The sequence below is a fragment of the Alkalicoccus saliphilus genome, assembly GCF_003044065.1.
Lineage (GTDB): Bacteria > Bacillota > Bacilli > Bacillales > Salisediminibacteriaceae > Alkalicoccus > Alkalicoccus saliphilus.
In genome coordinates, this window is the sequence record NZ_PZJJ01000028.1 from 24,645 (window position 1) to 42,989 (window position 18,345).

The 18,345-nt window shown below is 47.6% G+C and carries 15 protein-coding genes and 1 tRNA gene; 11 read left to right on the forward strand and 5 right to left on the reverse strand.

Going from position 1 to position 18,345, the window contains the following annotated elements; translation table 11 throughout:
• Positions 1-24 precede the first annotated feature (24 nt).
• Positions 25-939, reverse strand: coding sequence for a homoserine O-acetyltransferase MetA (gene metA / locus C6Y45_RS13860; RefSeq protein WP_107585830.1), 915 nt, complete (start codon positions 937-939; stop codon positions 25-27).
• Between the two features lie 190 nt (positions 940-1,129).
• Here metA and C6Y45_RS13865 point away from each other — a divergent pair, with 190 nt between their 5' ends.
• Positions 1,130-1,906, forward strand: coding sequence for a Cof-type HAD-IIB family hydrolase (locus C6Y45_RS13865; protein ID WP_107585831.1), 777 nt, complete (start codon positions 1,130-1,132; stop codon positions 1,904-1,906).
• Positions 1,907-1,952: 46 nt separating this feature from the next.
• Positions 1,953-2,029: transfer RNA gene (locus C6Y45_RS13870), tRNA-Arg, on the forward strand.
• Between the two features lie 487 nt (positions 2,030-2,516).
• Here the strand turns inward: C6Y45_RS13870 and C6Y45_RS13875 are convergent.
• Entirely contained in the window at positions 2,517-3,269 is a 753-nt protein-coding gene (locus C6Y45_RS13875; RefSeq protein WP_107585832.1) for a hypothetical protein, read from the reverse strand.
• Positions 3,270-4,272: 1,003 nt separating this feature from the next.
• On the opposite strand from C6Y45_RS13875, the gene C6Y45_RS13880 reads away from it, so the two are divergent.
• The 6 genes from C6Y45_RS13880 to C6Y45_RS13905 all read left to right on the forward strand — a co-directional run bounded on the left by C6Y45_RS13880 (position 4,273) and on the right by C6Y45_RS13905 (position 9,652).
• Positions 4,273-6,108: a BglG family transcription antiterminator gene (locus C6Y45_RS13880; protein ID WP_107585833.1), complete on the forward strand. Its 1,836-nt coding sequence runs from the start codon at positions 4,273-4,275 to the stop codon at positions 6,106-6,108.
• A gap of 23 nt (positions 6,109-6,131) precedes the next feature.
• Positions 6,132-6,590, forward strand: a complete 459-nt coding sequence (locus tag C6Y45_RS13885) for a PTS sugar transporter subunit IIA (protein WP_107585834.1) — start codon at positions 6,132-6,134, stop codon at positions 6,588-6,590.
• A gap of 18 nt (positions 6,591-6,608) precedes the next feature.
• A complete protein-coding gene (locus tag C6Y45_RS13890) occupies positions 6,609-6,881 on the forward strand; it encodes a PTS sugar transporter subunit IIB (RefSeq protein WP_107585835.1) in 273 nt (90 codons plus the stop codon).
• An 18-nt stretch (positions 6,882-6,899) separates the two neighbouring features.
• Positions 6,900-7,121 (forward strand): PTS transporter subunit IIC, encoded by a 222-nt coding sequence (locus C6Y45_RS18120; RefSeq protein ID WP_281260620.1) that lies wholly within the window; start codon positions 6,900-6,902, stop codon positions 7,119-7,121.
• Complete coding sequence (locus C6Y45_RS13895) at positions 7,036-8,169, forward strand: PTS ascorbate transporter subunit IIC (RefSeq protein WP_342752444.1); 1,134 nt, start codon at positions 7,036-7,038, stop codon at positions 8,167-8,169. The genes C6Y45_RS18120 and C6Y45_RS13895 overlap by 86 nt, the downstream gene beginning before the upstream one ends.
• Before the next feature lie 964 nt (positions 8,170-9,133).
• Positions 9,134-9,652 (forward strand): DoxX family protein, encoded by a 519-nt coding sequence (locus C6Y45_RS13905; protein ID WP_107585836.1) that lies wholly within the window; start codon positions 9,134-9,136, stop codon positions 9,650-9,652.
• A gap of 553 nt (positions 9,653-10,205) precedes the next feature.
• Here C6Y45_RS13905 and thrB read toward each other — a convergent pair.
• The 3 genes from thrB to C6Y45_RS13920 are packed head-to-tail and all read right to left on the reverse strand — an operon-like array spanning position 10,206 to position 13,485.
• Positions 10,206-11,126, reverse strand: a complete 921-nt coding sequence (thrB, locus tag C6Y45_RS13910; RefSeq protein WP_107585837.1) for a homoserine kinase — start codon at positions 11,124-11,126, stop codon at positions 10,206-10,208.
• The gene (gene thrC, locus C6Y45_RS13915; RefSeq protein ID WP_107585838.1) at positions 11,123-12,187 is read right to left on the reverse strand and encodes a threonine synthase; all 1,065 of its coding nucleotides are present in this window, start codon (positions 12,185-12,187) and stop codon (positions 11,123-11,125) included. Before thrC ends, thrB begins: the two co-directional genes overlap by 4 nt.
• Positions 12,187-13,485: a homoserine dehydrogenase gene (locus C6Y45_RS13920; RefSeq protein ID WP_107585839.1), complete on the reverse strand. Its 1,299-nt coding sequence runs from the start codon at positions 13,483-13,485 to the stop codon at positions 12,187-12,189. Before C6Y45_RS13920 ends, thrC begins: the two co-directional genes overlap by 1 nt.
• Before the next feature lie 382 nt (positions 13,486-13,867).
• Between C6Y45_RS13920 and C6Y45_RS13925 the strand changes: the two genes are divergently transcribed.
• The 3 genes from C6Y45_RS13925 to C6Y45_RS13935 are packed head-to-tail and all read left to right on the forward strand — an operon-like array spanning position 13,868 to position 17,291.
• On the forward strand, positions 13,868-14,791 hold the full coding sequence (locus tag C6Y45_RS13925; protein ID WP_107585840.1) for an acetamidase/formamidase family protein: 924 nt from the start codon (positions 13,868-13,870) through the stop codon (positions 14,789-14,791).
• A 51-nt stretch (positions 14,792-14,842) separates the two neighbouring features.
• The gene (locus tag C6Y45_RS13930; RefSeq protein ID WP_160058396.1) at positions 14,843-15,886 is read left to right on the forward strand and encodes a HEAT repeat domain-containing protein; all 1,044 of its coding nucleotides are present in this window, start codon (positions 14,843-14,845) and stop codon (positions 15,884-15,886) included.
• Positions 15,876-17,291 carry a glycosyltransferase family 2 protein gene (locus C6Y45_RS13935; RefSeq protein WP_107585842.1) on the forward strand — a complete coding sequence of 472 codons (1,416 nt, stop codon included), beginning with the start codon at positions 15,876-15,878 and terminating at the stop codon, positions 17,289-17,291. Before C6Y45_RS13930 ends, C6Y45_RS13935 begins: the two co-directional genes overlap by 11 nt.
• Positions 17,292-18,345 lie beyond the last annotated feature (1,054 nt).

Here is an 18,345-nt window from a genome sequence, read left to right on the forward strand (position 1 = left end):
TGTACACTAATGTTTTCATGAAGCTTATCCCCACTCATAAGGAGTCTGCTGGTACACGTAGTAGTTCAGCCAGTTGGAAAACAGCAGATGGGCGTGGGAACGCCAACGGTTCATCGGTGCTTCTGTTGGATCGTTATTAGGAAAGTAGTGTGCCGGAATCTGCACGCTCAGCCCCCGGTCCAGATCCCGTTCATATTCTTCCTTCAGCGTGACGGTATCATATTCCAGGTGGCCGGTCGCCATAATGTGGCGGCCGTCTTTGGACATCATAAGAAAAGGGCCTGCTTCTTTTGAAGAGGCAAGCAGAAGCAGCTCATCGTGCTCTTCCGGAGCTTCAATCGCAATGTTCGTATGGCGGGAGTGAGGAGCGATAAATTCGTCGTCAAAACCACGGAGAAGTTCAACGTTGCGCATAACTGGATCGATGCGGTGACGGAAAATACCGGAGCATTTCTGTTCAAGCGGGACTTTATTAATTCCATACAGGTGATAAAGAACAGCCTGTGCCCCCCAGCAGATGTGAAGGTTCGACGTGACATTCGTTTCTGCCCAGTCCATAATGCGCGTCATTTCCTCCCAGTAGATCACATCTTCAAACGCAATATGCTCAATAGGAGCTCCGGTAATAATCATTCCATCAAATTTATGGTCTTTAATACTGTCAAAATCCTGATAAAATGCTTCCAGATGGGAATGGCTCACGTTTTTCGGCTGATACGTAGCGGTTCGAAGGAAAGTAATATTCAACTGAAGCGGCGAATTTCCGAGAAGCCGCAGCAGGTGGGCTTCCGTTTTTTCTTTTTCCGGCATTAAATTTAAAATAATGATATTCAGAGGACGGATGTCCTGCATCGTAGCCCGCTCATCTTCCATCACAAATATGTTTTCCAGTTCCAGCACATCTTTTGCCGGCAGATTTTTCGGCACATTAATCGGCACGTCCTCACCTCCCAAGGTCACAAAAATTTCTGATAAATCCTATTATATCAAGTGGGAGGAAATCTACAATGGTTTTGCATAAATGAAGGCAGAAAGAAAATATCAGACTCAGCCTTCCGGGTGTACTGCGTGCACAATTTCACTTATAATGGAGCGGAGAGAAAGTGTGATTTTGAGAGGAGTATGACATATGGAACAAAAACTGCTGTTTTTTGACATTGACGGTACGCTGCTCGACGAAAACAAACAGCTCCCCGCGTCCACCGAAGCGGCCGTTGCAGAGCTGAAAAGACAGGGGCATTACGTAGCCATTGCTACGGGACGGGCCCCATTTATGTTTGCAGAACTAAGAGAAAAGCTCGGCATTGATACGTTTGTCAGCTTTAACGGTTCATACGTGGAGCTTGAAAACGAAGCGATCTACAAAAGGTCTCTGAACGCTTCGGAGCTGAAGCGGTTAACAGCGCATGCTGAAGAAAATGACCATCCAGTCGTCTATCTTGACCACCGCGATATGAAAGCGAATGTTCCGCACCATCCGCACATTGAGAAAAGTCTCGGAAGCCTGAAGTTTGATCATCCGGAATTCGATGAAAGCTATCTGGAAGGCCGGAGTATTTATCAGACTCTCCTTTTCTGTGCAGAAGGGGAGGAACAGCCGTACGAGGACAAATTCGATGCCTTTGATTTTATCCGCTGGCACGAAGTGTCAACAGACGTACTGCCGTCCGGAGGTTCAAAAGCTATCGGTATTGAAGCACTTATGAACCGTCTCGGTGCATCGAAAGAAGATGTGTATGTTTTTGGCGACGGGCCGAATGACGTGGAAATGCTGGAATTCACGAAAAACAGCGTAGCGATGGGCAACTCTGTCCCACAGGCACTGGAAGCTGCTGCGATACAGACATCGCACGTAAATGACGACGGACTCGTAAAAGCCTTGCGTCAACTGGGCTTTATTAAGTAGAATAGGAATAGACATTTTTTCAGCCGCGGAGACGCGGCTGATGTATGACCCTGTAGCTCAGCAGGATAGAGCAGCTGCCTCCTAAGCAGCAGGTCGGAGGTTCGAATCCTCTCAGGGTCGCCATATTAAACATTTAAACACCCTCAGCTGATGAGGGTGTTTTATTTATGGGCTGTCTTGTAAATAAAATAGATAAGTAAGAACCCTCCGCTTTCGTTTCCATGGGGAGGCTTTCCGGGCGGACCGGCTTCAGCTAATTTCTTCCAGCCTATGGATGGAAGGAATGGATCTTCGCCTCGTCCTGGATCGCCCAGGAGTCGTCCCTGCGGCTGATGCAGGGAAATTAAAAAAGTTTTCTGCGATGAAAAATCTCTTTTAAAGTCGTTTTCTCCAATAAAGAAACGGTTGTCCTCCGAAACGGCGGAGAGGCCGGTGGGAAATCAGCGCAGTCAAACCACGGTGCAGGCCAGACAGCTGAAGGCCAGCCCCACGGCAGGGCAAGAGAAGGAGCTTATACAACGACTAGAATACATACTCTGCATCGATCATTTAATCGACAAACTGCAGTCCCGGGGAAGACGCAGCTTCCCCGGGACTAAAATATTATTTATTAAAACTCAATTTCAATATCTACATCTTCTCCAACATCTTCAAAGTCTTCATTGGACGGGGCGCTCCAAGTTATACGGACACTTTCTACATCTTCTGCATTGGAATTTTCCAGGACAAAAAAGAAGCTGCCGCTGTGAGAGGTCCCTGCCATCATATCTCCATCAATATAATCGGATAACCACATATCGGACTCCAGCTGCTCGCCGGTGCTCGTAGCAATAGTAGCCTGAGATGCATAAAAAGAGATATCTTCTTCGCCGGTATTTTCGACAGTCAGATCCATCTGCACGTAATCAAGTTCTTCCGTTTCCATCATTTCAGCCAGGTCCGGAGCTAGCTCTCCAGAGGCAGCGTTTACCTGTTCGATATCGATAACAACAGGGCCTGTTTCGATCGTATCAATGTCATCCTGGCGGGCATGAAGAGTGAACGTTCCACCTTCGTTCTCCACCGTTTCTCCTACTTCCGTTTCCCATCCGTCTTCAGCCATTTCGTCAGCGGCTTCTTCCTCATCAGCATTCATGTTATTTTCCGACTCTTCTACTTCTTCATTGTCTTCCTCATTATTTTCCGGATCTTCTTCGGCCGCTTCATTATTGTTTTCATTTTCTTCGTTTTCTACAGCATTCTCCTCAGCTGAATTATTCACATTGTCCGCTTCCGCTGTATTATTATTCTCTTCGTCTGCGTTTCCACACGCACTTAATACTAAAGCAGTACTGATAGATAAAAGAGCGATAGATTTTTTCATTTTGTATTTCCCCCTGGCAAATTGTTATCAAATATGACTCATTATAATGGTAACATATTGAAATTAAAACGTTCTATGAAATGTCTTTTATCCTAAGAAAAATTTGTGAAATAGAAGTTAAAGAGTTTATTCACTGCGTTAAGGAAATTTTTCAACGTACAAATACAAGGTCTCTATTCCACCTTTCAAAAATCAGAGGTTCCCTTCCAGTTTAATAGGCAAGTGAGTGTCCATGGAATGTTCCACGAGTGTATAAATATTTACGTATCCTGGCGAGCAAAAAAGTGTCCATAATTTTATTTTTTGTTTATTATTAAATCAGCGGAATACTCATTTTCAACTACATTAAAGATCCATCTGAATACGTTCTGAATCCCATGTTTTCAGCCGTCCTCACTCATTTCTTTAGCTGCTTTTTCTTTACTGACTAAAGCCTTCATATTTTCGTCTTCAACCTTCTCTGCGGGATATTTACTAATATCGTTACAAATATTAGCACTCCTCCAACCGCACTGTTATTCCAGAACTTAGAATGAATCAAATACAATACATACCTTGGCCAAATGAAATAACTGATCATGTTTATATAAGAGAAGTCGTTCTTCGCTTCGATCAGGTTGATGAAACGAGGAGATTCTGTATTGTTTCCTTCCTGCGTATACATAAATCATGACTTTGTCTGCAGGGCACAACCGTCTTTTTCTTTCCAAATTTAGATTTTACAAGGACAGCCGCGAACAGGCTGTCCATAAAACGTCTGGCTGAAATAAAGTGGACAAAGAGTCTCCTCTCTTTCATATATTCTGTTTCTGAGAAGTCCAGTTTAAGCTGGGAAACCTTATAAAGGTTGATTTGACAAGGCTTTCCACCGTTCAAATCGTTTCAGACTATTTTGAAAACATTCATAATGTAAGCGCATTCATTTTCTGGATTATCCGTTGTATACTTCTTTTACAGCAGGGAGGTGAGGAAAATAAACACAAGAAGGCGGCAGCTTGTTCAGATGATTGTAAACGGTCATACGCAGTTCAAGTTGAAGGATACGGAAGACATGTTCAAAGTTGGAGAGCGGACGATTCGTTATGACATGGAGTACGTTTCCGGATGGCTTAAAACATACGGCGTACATCTCGATCACGCTTCCGGCCAGGGAGTGTGGGAGCTTGAAGAAATGCCGGATGCCGGAAAACGTAAAGAGCTGGACGAGGCGATGAACCTTTATGGACGGGCGGATGCAGCAGCGGAGAGGTTCCTGCTTATCATTTACGAACTGCTCATGCAGGATCACAGCCAGTCGCTCCGGCAATTGGCCGAAGAGGTGGATGTAAGCCGTGGCACGGTGCTGCAGGAGATGGAAAAAGTGGAAAGCTGGTCCGGGGATTTCAATCTTACCCTTGAACGGGGGAGAAAAGGCTTCTTATTAACCGGACAGGAAAGAGACAAGCGTCTTGCTCTGCTCAGCGTAATGAGTCAGCTGGAGTCAGCCTGGAACAGCATGAATCCAGTCCCTTATTTAAACTGGTCGGAAATATCAATGAAGGAAATGGAAACCGCAGGAAAGAGAGTAGAAGAAGAACTTCCACCCGACGGCAGTCCGACAGCCTTTTTAAAAGTCTGGATGCTTCATATGCAGCGTGTCCGCTCCGGAAAGAAACTTTCAGCGGGAGATAGACAAATTGACATAGAGGAATGGTTTCAGACAGTATGGGATCGCTTCTGTACGGAATTCAACATGGAAGTCGAGGAAGGGGAGATGGAGTTCGGCTACTGCTACCTCCGGGCCACGTCGAACCTTTACAGTGACAGCGTACCTGATTACGCAGCTGACAACGCATTTACATCATTCATTGAAGAAATCAGTACGAGAATGGGACTAACCGGCTTCAACACCCAGCAGCTCCAGCATATATTTAAAGAATGGCGTGCCTATCTTTACGCAGGAGACTGCGGTATTCAGTTTGTTCACCCTCTCAAGCAAAAAGTAGAGGAACAGTATCCGTTTATTGTGTTTCACGTGAAAGAAGCCCTCGCCTCCCATACGCCGGAAGGTACTATAAGAAACACAGACAGCATGATCCCAATTGCTATGAGCTTTGCGACGATTTATGAAAAGGCTTCCTTTGACAATGAGCGCTATCAGATCTGGGTCATGTGTCCGGGCGGAATAGCAGCAGGAAGGCTGCTCACCGTTTCGTTAATGAAGCACTTTCCTCAGCTGGAAGTAAAACAGACGGCCGCGGTCTCAATGCTTCATAAAACAGAAGGATGGGAAAAGCCGGATTTTATCGTATCGACGGTGACACTGCCTGACTCTCCTTATCCTTACGTCACGATAAATCCAATTATTACAGACAATGAGATCAAAAAAATGGAGCATTTTATCAAAGATCTTAAACAGAAAAATGGCTCTACGAAGATTACCGAAACACCTGATTCCATCCATGCACTTATCCCGCCTTCGAGAATCTGTGTCAGGGACGCTGCGGACCTTGATGAAATTCTGCAGACCGGGGTGGAGCTGCTGGAGCAGGACCGGATAGTGGAACAGCAGTTTTTGGAAGATATCCGCCGCACGGTCATTGAGAAAAATTATTTATACGAAATTGTACCGGGTCTGTCATTTGTCCATACGCACTCCGGACACGTTAACCGGGCCGGCTTCAGCCTCGTACAGCTGAAACAGCCTTATGTAGAAGAAGGAAGACTCCACTCTTATGCTGTACTGTTCATGGCAACGCCGGACAAATACGCCCACCTGCCGCAGCTGCAGTATTTGTACCAGCTGCTCACAAATGCAGACAGAGTGCAGCAGATACTGCACTGGGAAGAAAACAATTAATCAATCGATGAGGTGAGAGATAAATGAGTGATTATCAGCTGGACGAAAACTGCATTCAGTGGTTTAACGAGAAAGTTAATTGGCAGGAAGCCATCGCTTTAAGCGCTGCACCACTTATAAAGAAAGGAGCTGTGACGAGAGAGTATGCAGAGGCAATGGTGGAAAACATCAATCAGCTGGGGCCGTACATTTTAATTGCACCTAATGTGGCACTTCCCCACGCACGGCCGGAAAACGGAGTGAAAGAAGCGGGGATCGCACTGACAGTATTTCAAGAGGACGTCGAATTTCCTGCCGACAGCAGCGGGGAGGAAAAGCAGGCCAGGGTATTCATTTGTCTCGCAGCGGTGGATTCAGAGTCGCACTTGAACATGCTCCAGAAAATTTCAGGATGGATTGACAATCAAGGGCTCATTAACAGTCTTTTAAACGCAGCATCGCAGGAAGAAACAAAGCAGCTGCTTCAGAGCAGCAAAAACTAAACGAAGAGGTGACGTAAGATGAAAGTATTATGCGTATGTGGAATGGGATTTGGCTCCAGCCTGCTGCTGAAAATGACAGCAGACAAGGTGCTGAAAAACAAAGGAGTAAAGGCGGACGTGGAAGCGGTCGATTTCGGTACAGCTCAGAGTGTGCAGGCCGACATGATTTTGACAAATAATGAATTCGCTTCCCAGCTTCAGGGTGGAAAGGCGTTTGTAAAAGCAATCATGAACATGGCAAGTGAGCAGGAAGTGGAAAGTGCGATCGACGAATTTTTGAGTCAAAAATAAGCAGGGGGATGAATACGGATGGAATTCTTTGAGTTCTTAATGAATGAAATATTGAGCCTGCCAGAAGTGCTCGTCGGCCTGATCGTCATGGTAGGTCTGCTGCTTCAGAAAGCAGATTTTTCCAAGATATTTGCCGGCACAACTAAAAGTATCATTGGATTTCTCATCCTTGGAGCCGGTGCGGGAGTTATTATTGGCTCGCTTGATGCCCTGGGGGGGGATCATTCAGGACCGTTTTGATATCCAGGGAGTTATCCCGAACAACGAGGCAATTGTCGCTCTTGCCCAGCAGACGCTTGGTACCGAAACGGCGTTGATTATGGGCTTTGGCTTTCTTGCCAACATTCTTTACGCAAGATTTACGCCGCTGAAATATATCTTTTTGACCGGACACCATACGTTTTTCATGGCAGCGCTGCTCTCTGCCGTGCTCGCTTCCGCCGGTATGAGCGGGGTTGCGCTTGTTACAACAGGATCCCTTATTTTGGGCGGGGTGATGGTGTTAATGCCGGCCCTTGCCCAGCCGTTCATGAGAAAAGTCACCGGCGGCAACGAAATTGCGATGGGACACTTCGGAACCATCGGCTACGTCTCGGCCGGCCTGGTCGCGAAGGCCGTAGGTAATGAGAAAAAGACGACAGAGGATATTAAAATCCCGGAGCAGTGGTCCTTCCTGAGAGACTCACTGATTTCAACGGCCCTTACGATGGTCATTATGTTCCTGATTCTTGTACTCGTGGCCGGTCCGGAAGTTGTCGGCACGTATGCCGGAGATCAGAACTATATCATGTTCGGTCTGATGCAGGGGATCACGTTCGCAGCCGGTTTCAGTATCATTATGTACGGAGTGCGCATGATCCTGACTGAAATTGTCCCTGCGTTTAAAGGAATTGCAGAAAAGCTTGTTCCAGGTGCGAAACCGGCACTGGACGTGCCGATCATCTTTCCTTATGCGCCGACAGCCGTTATCATCGGCTTTATCTGCAGCTTTATCGGCGGTCTGATCGGCATGTTTATGCTCGGTATTTTCTCCCTCGCGCTCATTATTCCAGGTCTTGTTCCGCACTTTTTCACCGGAGCAGGAGCCGGCGTATTCGGCAACGCCGTCGGCGGACGGATCGGAGCTGCTGCCGGAGGATTTACAAACGGGATTCTCATCAGCTTCATACCCGCATTCCTCCTGCCGGTACTTGGAAACCTTGGCTTCGAAAACACCACGTTCGGCGATTCCGACTTCGGAGTCATCGGCATCCTGGTCGGAGCACTGGCGAACCTGTTCGGCGGCTAATACAGCTAACAAATGAATTTTCAGCCGATGTTCAATTGAAAGAGACCGTCTCAAAAGGATCATTGCAACAGCCTGTAAAGTACGAGTGAGCCGGACCGAGGTTTTCCACCCCCGTCAGACCGGGGGTGGGCCGTGCTCCCTCCCTTATGGGACCTACCCTTTCAGAGGATTGATTGAGTCTTATTTTTCGAATAATGGTTCTGCCGTACAGATTCCTCCTTCACTTTTCCCGCAATTATCTACCTGATGGATAAAAAACTTTATAAATAGAAAGAATACCAGTGACTTTCACTGGTATTCTTTCTATTTATAAGCTTCTTTAAATGTAAAATGTTGACCGGATGCTTTTTCAGTATTGTAATACAAACAAGGAAAAATTGAAATTTTTAATCCAGTTCAACGTGTACCTCGTCATCAGTTCAAAAATAAGCTCTAATTCTGGATCGTCAACCGGAGCTTCGAATGCAAGAGTACCTGAAACTGTACCTCTGTTTTTAAATTATGTAAAAAAGAATTGGATGCTGACTTAATAAATGAATTAATTTCATAACGGTACTTATAAAACATATAAACGAATAATCAGCATACTTCATATAAAACATATTTCCAATAAAAGGACCGAAGTGTAAGACGGCGACTCCCGGAGGATTTGGCGCAGTCTGAAGATCCACTTTTGCGAAAAAGTCTTTTCGCAAAAGTTAGCTGAGGACAAGCCCTCGGGAAAGCGTCCGTTTGCAACGGAAGGCATATCCATTATTCTTGTTCATCATTTCACATAATAGACACAATTATTATGTTCAATGATTCACATAGTATGGTATTATAAAAATATAGAAAAGTTGCTCAGTAAATCACAAACATTCGTGCAGCCCAAAGGTACCTGGGAGGAACGAAAGAAACTACGGTAAACTCCGATGAGCGGCTTTTCTCCAAATTCAACCATATTTGAAAGGGGAACTCTCTCATGTTTATGAATTTCTTACGTAACAATCGGATCGCTGCTGGTATTCTCGTTTTTCTCCGTGTGTATCTCGGATGGGCCTGGCTGACAGCCGGATGGGGCAAAGTCACAGGAGGCTTTGACGCAAGCGGCTACCTGCAGGGTGTTGTCGGCAGTGAAGAAGTGCTTGCCAACTATCCCTGGTATCATACATTCATAGAAGGATTTGCTCTTCCAAACGCCGACCTTTTCAGCTTCATGGTCGCCTGGGGAGAAGTACTCGTAGGACTCGGACTTATTTTAGGAATATTCACAACGGCCGCCGCTTTCTTCGGAATCACAATGAACTTTGCCTTCCTGTTTGCAGGAACGATTTCCACTAACCCGCTGCTAGTGCTGATCACCATTTTCATCCTTGCTGCCGGTGCCAATGCAGGCCGTTTCGGCGGAGACCGCTGGGTCATTCCTTACCTCCGCACAAACGTCCTCGGACGAAGCTGGATACAGAAGCGCCTGCCGCAGCCTAAGCCGAAAGCCGCTTAACTTTCCAATCCGGAAATCGGGTACCGGATATAATAAAGGGAAAAAGCCTGCCAGCTCAATGCTGACAGGCTTTACAGTTTGTGGATTCAGGCTGCTTTTTAGATTAATTCAGCGTACAGTTCTCCTTCACGTTTCGGTGGAAGCTTGCTGTAAGGCTCGTCTTCAGCTGTTCGATCTCCAGCCGTGAAGAATCTTCCAACTTCGCTTCATCCCACCAGTGTCCCCGCCGGACGTTCCGGAGGAAAAAGCATCTACTGAATAGTATAAAAAGGGGGAAGCAACACGTTTTTTAGAAGAGAAATCTTCTTTTTATGTTTCTGCTGGAGCTGCAGCAGGCGACTCCAGGGCGAAACAGGACGAGCCGAAGATCCATTTTTCCCGAGCAGCGGGAGGGGAAAATTAGCTGAGGACGTCCCGCCCGGAAAGCGTCCTGTGGAGGCGGAAGCAAAAACCGTCTACTTATAAATAAAAAACAATTTTTCAACAGCCTGAAAAAGCCTGTCAGCTCAATACTGACAGGCTTTGTTCTGTGCGAAGCCAAAGGCCTGCAGATTTATTTTTTAGCGGTACATGCGGCTTCGAGTACTTCCACAGAAGAACCGAAGGCATCGACGTCCACCTGCTCGACCGCCTGTCCCGGATACTGGGAACGGATCTGCAGGAGTACTTCTTTGCCTTTACCTTTCGGAACAAAAAAGAGAATAATCGGCCCGGCACCGCTGAGCGTGGCACCGTAAACCGGAAGTTCCTCCACAAGAAGCTCAGCCCGCTGCCACTCCGGAATCGACGGAAGACGGTACGGCCGGTGAAAAAGGTCTTTTTTCATCAGTCTGCCGGCAAGCTCCCAGTTATCCTGCATAATAGCAGCAGTAAGAACGTTGGATACGCTGCTTGCGGATACCGCGGCTTTATACGTAAAGCCTTCCGGCAAGGTATCGCGGGATTCCTTCGTACTCAGTTCATAGGATGGGATGACCGCAACGAGATCAACCGTCGGCACCCCTGCGTGGACGACGTGAGTTTCCTCTTCAAACTGACTGCCGATAACGAGCCCTCCGTAAATGGAAGGGACGACGTTGTCCGGATGCCCCTCGTACAAGCTCGCAAGGTGGGCTTTCTCTTCTTTTGTCAGCTGAAGACCGCACAGTTCATTTACAAGCTCAATGCCCGCGACGATCGCAGTGGCGCTGCTTCCGAAACCGCGGGATAAAGGAATATCACTTTCCATCGTGACATAGGCTGCCGGAAGTTCTGCTTCATACTTTTCTGCAACCCATTCAGCGATAATATAAATCAAATTCTCTTTTCCGGAAGGAAGCCCCTGAAGGTCTTCACCAAGACCTTCAAAAAACCACTCTTCCGATTGTTTCACGTGTAAAGTTAAATACCGCCCAAGCGCCATACCAATGGAGTCAAAGCCCGGGCCTAGATTGGCGGTGCTTGCCGGTACACGGATTTTCCACTGTCTGCTCATGTTGCATTCACCCGCCCTAATAGATGATCAAAAACAATTTTTTCATTGTTTGGAAGTTTCATTGGCTGCACCGGTGCTGTATCAATAGCTGTATCCGGATCTTTCAGGCCGTTTCCTGTCAGGACCGATACAACGCGGGAGCCTTTTTTGATCTCCCCGGAATCAATCTGTTTGATCAGTCCGGCAATAGAAGCTGCGGAAGCCGGTTCTGCAAAGACGCCCTCTTCTTTCGCGAGCAGCCGGTAGGCGGCGACGATTTCATCGTCTGTTACTTCGTCGATTTTCCCTCCGGATTCGTCTGCGGCGTTTACTGCTTTATCCCAGCTGGCGGGATTGCCGATCCGGATGGCTGTTGCAAGTGTTTCCGGCTCTTCAATGATCTGTTTTCTAACGATCGCAGCAGCTCCTTCTGCTTCAAAACCGCGCATTTCGGGAAGGCCGGTCTGTTTGGCTTCGTGGTATTCCTTAAATCCTTTCCAGTAGGCCGTGATGTTTCCGGCATTACCGACAGGAATCGTTAAAACATCCGGAGCGCTTCCGAGCGCATCACAGATTTCAAAAGCCGCTGTTTTCTGTCCTTCAATCCGGTGCGGGTTGACGGAGTTAACGAGAGAAATCGGTGACTGCTTCTCGAGGTTCCGTACCATCTGCAGTGCATTGTCGAAATTCCCGGCGATACTGACAATTTCTGCTCCGTACACAACAGCCTGTGCAAGTTTACCCATCGCAATTTTGCCTTCCGGAATCACGATCATACAGCGCATTTTCGCCTGGGCGGCATACGCTGCGGCAGCGGCGGACGTGTTTCCGGTGGAAGCACACATTACGGCTTCGCTTCCGGATTCCTTTGCTTTAGCTACAGCCATGACCATGCCGCGGTCCTTAAAGGAGCCGGTCGGATTGGCCCCGTCGTATTTGACGAACAGTTCAACGCCCAGTTTTTCCGAAAGGTGACGGAGAGGAAGGAGCGGAGTGTTTCCCTCCTGCAGGGAAAGCATCGGTGTTTTATCTGTCACCGGAAGATACGGTTTATATTCTTCAAGAAGTCCTCGCCATAACATTAGTTCATTTCTCCTTCCGCACGGTAGCTGCTTTTTACTTCGATGACTACGTCTTCGTTATTGAGCTCTTTTCTGACCCGGTCGTAATCGGCTTTCGTTACTTCGTGGGTGACGATAATAATTTCAGCCAGCTTGCCTTCGTTTAAAGGCACCTGAAGAATCTTTTCGAGGCTGATATTGTTTTTAAGAAAAAGGGCTGTCAGAGAAGCAAATGTCCCTGGAAGATCTTTTGCGTGAATACGCATGAAATATTTGGACCGGATCTCGTCCGGTGTTTTCAGCTGTTTATCATACTGCGGGATGACAGCGGAATTGCCGTTGACCCCGAGACGCTTGTTTTTAAGTACTTCCACAAGGTCGGAAACGACGGCCGTAGCGGTAGGCAGTTTTCCGGCACCCGGGCCGTAGAACATCGTTTCCCCGACGGCTTCGCCGTTCACATACACGGCGTTAAACTCATTATCTACGGAAGCGAGCGGGTGTTCATGAGGGACGAGCGTCGGCTGGACGCTGACTTCCACTTTATCATCCTGCCTGTTGGCAATACCGACAAGCTTCATTGTATATCCAAGCTGCTTGCTGTATGCAAGGTCCTGGCTCGTCACTTCTGTAATGCCTTCCACGGAAACGTCATCAAGATCCAGATTCATAGAGAATCCGAGCGTTCCGAGAATCGCAATTTTACGGGCTGCATCGAGGCCGCCGACGTCTGCGGTCGGATCAGCTTCGGCGTAGCCGAGAGCCTGGGCTTCTTTCAGCACGTCTTCGTACAGACGGCCTTCCTTTGTCATTTTCGTCAAAATATAGTTTGTCGTGCCGTTAACGATACCCATGATTTTCGTAATCCGGTCGGATGCAAGGCCTTCCACAATCGTCCGCAGAATAGGAATACCTCCGGCAACGCTCGCTTCATAAAAAAGGTCGCAGTGCTTGTCGTTTGCCGTTTTAAGCAGTTCGCTTCCGTAAAGGGCCATAACGTCCTTGTTCGCTGTTACGACGTGCTTGCCGTTTTCAAGAGCGAGCTTCATGCAGCGCCTCGCTTCTTCAATCCCTCCCATGACTTCAATAACAACATCAATATCTTCATCGTGAATAATATCTTCCACGTTTGTCGTCAGCTGTTCCGGCTGGACGTGAATGCCGCGTTCTTTCTCCAGATCGTTTACGAGGATTTTTTTAACTTTTACGTTGGCACCGATCTGGTGGGCCAGCTTATCCTGGTGCTGCTCGACGATTTCCAGCACTCCAGTGCCGACCGTTCCGAAGCCGAGAAGACCAATATTCATTACCTGTGTCATGCCGTCATCACTCCTGAATTCATGTCTCTATTAAAAGAACAAATGTATTTGTATAAAGGACATTATAGAGGGCTTTGTTACTTAAAACAACCTTAAGGAAGGAAAAAGGCGTGTTAAATTAATGTATGCGTTTTCCTAAGTGCATTGTGCTGTATAAAGATGGAAAAATACGGCCGGTTTCTGTATTTGAGAAAGGTTTTGTTAAAACTTCAGGCTGCTTTTTTTACGTCCGCAGGAAGGAGCGGCTTCTGATATTATCCACGGAAGTTTATATGGTAAGATAAAGGAAATCAGTATATTACTGTCTTGTTGTCTCTGCTTTGAAAAAATTATTTTTATTCATCTGAACAAAATGTTTTTAGTTACAGGGAGGGCAATCATTATGCAGCATACTATTCACAGGCATCATCACCATTTTGCATGGGACAAATCGATCCGGCCCGTACACGAAATCGACCCCGGGAGCCGGCTTCGTTTTGAAGTGACGGATTCATCGGCTGGACAGCTGAAGCCGTCATCCACGGCGGAGGATGTGGCCCGTCTGGACTTTGACCGCGTCAATCCGGTGAACGGGCCGGTTTTTGTAAAAGGAGCCGAGCCGGGGGATACGCTCGAAGTGGAAATTGCCGGATTTGGACCGCAGAACTGGGGGTGGACAGCCGTTATACCGGGCTTTGGACTGTTGAGCAGTGATTTTCCGAATCCGTATTTAAAAACATGGGATCTTTCCGGCGGGAGGGCACAGTTTACGGACGGGATTGAAGTTCCGATTGCACCGTTTCCAGGAACGATTGGCACCGCGCTTCCTGAAGAAGGACCGCACAGCCTCGTACCGCCGCGTCAAAACGGCGGAAACATGGACATCCGCCACCTGACGAAAGGAACAAAGCTGTATCTGCCGGTCTGGGTGCAAGGGGCCCTGTTTTCTGTAGGCGACACCCACGCAGCCCAGGGGGACGGGGAAGTATGCGGTACGGCGATCGAGGCACCGATGGATATCGACTTAAGTTTTAAACTGCACAAAGGAAAGCAGATAAAAGAGCCTCAGTTTGAAACCCCGGGACCGCTGCAGGCAGGGCCGCCCGGCAGAGGCCATTTTGTAACAACCGGATTTGGCACGGATCTTCTGACGGCTTCCAAAAAAGCTGTCAGCTACATGATCGAACATTTGACGATGAAATATAAGCTGTCCGATGTGGAGGCTTATGCGCTGTGCAGCGTAGCTGTTGATTTGAAAATCAGCGAAGCGGTGGATATGCCGCATTATCTCGTATCGGCTTACCTGCCGCTGAATATATTTAAGTAGCCCGCACGGAAAAACTCAAAAGGAATGTAAATGGAGAGGGTGTTTTATTGGATGATCTGGGCATGGTGGCTTATCGGCATCTTCCTGATTCTGCAGCTTACTCTTCTCGGGGTTCTGCTGATCGGAAAGTATCGAAGTCTGCGTTTTATAGAAAGAGTGGAGAAAAGCTGTACTGCTATAATGCCTGTCATGAAGGACTACGTGTCGGGAAGCTTAGAGGAAGTTTATGGTCTTCCTAAAAACACCCGGCTGCGGAGAGAAGTGCTGGAAAAAGTACTTTCCCAAATTCGCAGTGAAACAAAAAGCGCGGTCGAGCAGGAGAAGGTCAGGCAGCTCGCTGTCCAGGAACTGCAGCCGCTTTATCAGAAGATGCTTTCTGGAGGATCCTGGGCAGACAGGATGAATGCGATGTACTTTATGGAGGAATTCTTACTGGTGGATATGGGGGATACACTTGCTGAAAGGGTCCGCCGTGGAATGAGAAGTGGGGAGGAATACAGGCAGGCACTGCGCGTACTCGCCAGTTTCTCCCACCTGCAGGCAGTGGAAAGCCTTTCGGATGAGAAAAACAAAAGTGTCGCTTTCATAAAAGAAATAATGCGGAGGCTGAATCGTGAGAAGCTGACGCTTTTATACTACCGCACGGGAAGGCAGGATCTTCTCCTTCTGCAGGCATTTTTAGTTCACGCTGGTGAACGTGGGGAGGAGGTATTTCTTCCTTACGTAGAAAAAGCGCTTCAGCACGAAGAGATGGAAATTCGTCTCAAAGCACTGAAAAGCCTCGGTTTTTACCAGCAGGTGGAACAGCCGGAGCTTATCGAGCCGTTTTTCCATTCTGAATTTTGGGAGGAACGGATGTATGCCTGCAAAACAGCGGCTGCTTTATCCGGAGCTCAGTGGAAGGAAAGCCTTCTTCGCCTTCTCGGCGATCCGGCATGGTGGGTCCGGTCCGCGGCTGCCGAAGCACTGCTCTCTTTTTCGGACGGTCCGGACCTGCTGGAAGAGGCCCGGAAGAATCATCAGGACCGGTATGCGCGGGACATGGCGGCCAAAATGCTGACGACACGCGGGGAGGTGAGTGTACATGATGGGTAATTTGAACAGTTTATTAAACTTTCTCGCCTATGCCGTCATTTTTTATATGGTGGCCATCGGGCTTATTTACCTTGTCCTGTTTTTTATTGCCACTCCGAAAATCCGCCGGGAGCATAAACTGCACCGGCGGGAACCGATTAAAGATCTGCTGCACAGTCCGGATACGTACCCGGTTTCCGTACTCGTGCCTGCCTATAACGAAGAACTCGGCGTAACGACTACTGTACATTCCCTGCTCGGTCTGGACTATCCGCAGTTTGAAGTGCTCGTCATTAATGACGGCTCCAAAGACAAAACGAGTGAACGAATGATTGAGGAATTTAATATGTATCAGGTGACGATGCCTGTAAGAAAACACTTTCCTACGGCGCAGGTTAAAGCTGTGTACCGATCCAAGGAACATCCGGAAGTTGTTCTGATCGAAAAAGAAAACGGCGGCAAGGCAGACGCGCTGAACGCCGGGATAAACGTCTCCAAATATCCTTATTTTGCAGCGATTGACGGGGATTCGATTCTTGAAAAAGACGCGCTTCTGAAAACGATGAAGCCGATTATCGACTCCAATGGCGGAGTCACGGCAACCGGCGGCACGGTGCGCATTGCGAATGGTTCGGTCGTAAGAAACAGTATCGTCGAAAAAATTTCTCTCCCGCGGCAGCCGATTGCAGTCATGCAGATTATCGAATATTTCCGGGCGTTTCTGATCGGACGGCTCGGATTAAGCCGGATGAATCTGCTGCTGATTATTTCCGGAGCGTTCGGGGTTTTTGAAAAAAGCCGTGTTATACGGGCCGGAGGTTTTGATACGAACACCGTAGGAGAAGATATGGAGCTGATCGTCAGGCTGCACCGGATGCTGAAAGAGGAAAAGTCCTCCCAGCGGATTGAGTATATTCAGGATCCTGTCTGCTGGACCGAAGCCCCATCGGATATACGCTCGCTTAAATCCCAGCGGGTCCGCTGGCAGCGGGGGCTTGCCGAGACGCTCTGGAAGCACAGAAAGATGATGCTGAACCCGAAGTATAGAGGAGTCGGAACGTTTTCGATGCCGTACTACCTTCTCGTGGAACTGCTCAGCTGCGTGCTTGAGCTTGTCGGCTATGTTCTGATTATTGCCGGGCTTTTCTTCGGTCTCGTCGATGCACATATTACAGGTCTTATGATTGTAGTAACGATTCTTTACGGCTCACTGCTCTCTGCGCTTGCCGTCCTGTTGGAGGAGTGGACCTATCATAAGTACGAAGAGCTCCGAAGCATCATTATTCTTTATTTATGGGCGCTGAGTGAAACCTTCTGGTACCGGCCGTTCATGGTATGGGCCCAGTTCCTCGGAATAATCGCCGCTTTTAAAAAGAAGCACAGCTGGGGCACAATGCAGCGTAAAGGTCTTGCAGAGGAAAAGTAAGCAGTCTTTAGTGCTTTCCACACAAAACACGCTGAAAAAAGAAATTTTCTTTTAATAATAGTAACGAGTGCCTGCAGAACAAATAAAAGAACAACAGGAAAGCCTCCGCCTTGAATATAAAAGGACGGAGGCTTTTGGGCTGATAATAAAATGTTTTTATGTATAGGATGATCTTCCGGACTACTGTTTTATAGAATACTTTGAAAATAAATAGGAGCGCTTTCGTTTCCATGGGGAGCTTTCCGAGCGGGCCGGCCTCAGCTAATTCCATCCTCCTTAGGTCGGTTGGGGTGGGGGCTCGTCCTTGATCGCTCCGGAGTCCCCCATTTCTCCTGCAACTACCGGTAAAAATACGACCTCTTTTTTTTCTTCTAACAAAGAGGATTGTTTAAAATCCACCGATATAGAAAATTATTTTCATCCTTTTATAAGGCGGAAATTTGCATGAATGGCTCTTTTAAAGCTCTGTGTTAATTAAGAAGACTTCTGCGGCTAAGGCTTACGGTGGTCCCCCGCGCCCGGGAATATCTTTCATATTTTTTACGCAGATGTCTCGAACCCTCCTTAGTACTTAATTATTTAGCAGAAAACTTCATTCATAGAAGCAGGCGGCTTTTTACTGGATAGCAGGGGAAACGAAGCGGAAGCCGGCGGACGCCTGTGGAAGAAGGAGATCGGAAGATCCCGCAGGACGCGAGTCCGAGGAAGCTGGAGATCTCCTCCACGGCAAGCCTGCCGGATTGAAGCGGAGTTCCTTCAGTTCTCAACTCTGAACTTGAACACAGCTTTATGGAAGGAATCAGCTTATTAATAGATGGCTGCAGCTGCAGAGAACGACTCTCTCCATAAGGCGTTCCTGAAGTCGAAGTTGATCTTTTCTATGCTGAAAGTATTTTATTCAACATCTTAAAAGCCTCCGCCCTGAATATAAAGTGTACCCTATAGAGTAGACACATTAAAAAGTCTACCTATAGGGTACTTTTTTGTATAATGAGAAATAGATAATGAGTAAAGATCGGGGAGAAGATCATGACGAAAAAAACATTCACAGAGA

What these genes read in the sequence shown, in the direction of transcription:
- C6Y45_RS13920 (WP_107585839.1), bottom strand. Translation starts at nt 13,485, where the DNA reads ATGACACAGGTAATGAATATTGGTCTTCTCGGCTTCGGAACGGTCGGC.
- C6Y45_RS13935 (WP_107585842.1), top strand. Translation starts at nt 15,876, where the DNA reads ATGATGGGTAATTTGAACAGTTTATTAAACTTTCTCGCCTATGCCGTC.
- C6Y45_RS13890 (WP_107585835.1), top strand. Translation starts at nt 6,609, where the DNA reads ATGAAAGTATTATGCGTATGTGGAATGGGATTTGGCTCCAGCCTGCTG.
- C6Y45_RS13865 (WP_107585831.1), top strand. Translation starts at nt 1,130, where the DNA reads ATGGAACAAAAACTGCTGTTTTTTGACATTGACGGTACGCTGCTCGAC.
- C6Y45_RS13885 (WP_107585834.1), top strand. Translation starts at nt 6,132, where the DNA reads ATGAGTGATTATCAGCTGGACGAAAACTGCATTCAGTGGTTTAACGAG.
- C6Y45_RS13875 (WP_107585832.1), bottom strand. Translation starts at nt 3,269, where the DNA reads ATGAAAAAATCTATCGCTCTTTTATCTATCAGTACTGCTTTAGTATTA.
- C6Y45_RS13905 (WP_107585836.1), top strand. Translation starts at nt 9,134, where the DNA reads ATGTTTATGAATTTCTTACGTAACAATCGGATCGCTGCTGGTATTCTC.
- thrB (WP_107585837.1), bottom strand. Translation starts at nt 11,126, where the DNA reads ATGAGCAGACAGTGGAAAATCCGTGTACCGGCAAGCACCGCCAATCTA.
- C6Y45_RS13880 (WP_107585833.1), top strand. Translation starts at nt 4,273, where the DNA reads ATGATTGTAAACGGTCATACGCAGTTCAAGTTGAAGGATACGGAAGAC.
- C6Y45_RS13925 (WP_107585840.1), top strand. Translation starts at nt 13,868, where the DNA reads ATGCAGCATACTATTCACAGGCATCATCACCATTTTGCATGGGACAAA.
- thrC (WP_107585838.1), bottom strand. Translation starts at nt 12,187, where the DNA reads ATGTTATGGCGAGGACTTCTTGAAGAATATAAACCGTATCTTCCGGTG.
- C6Y45_RS18120 (WP_281260620.1), top strand. Translation starts at nt 6,900, where the DNA reads ATGGAATTCTTTGAGTTCTTAATGAATGAAATATTGAGCCTGCCAGAA.
- C6Y45_RS13930 (WP_160058396.1), top strand. Translation starts at nt 14,843, where the DNA reads ATGATCTGGGCATGGTGGCTTATCGGCATCTTCCTGATTCTGCAGCTT.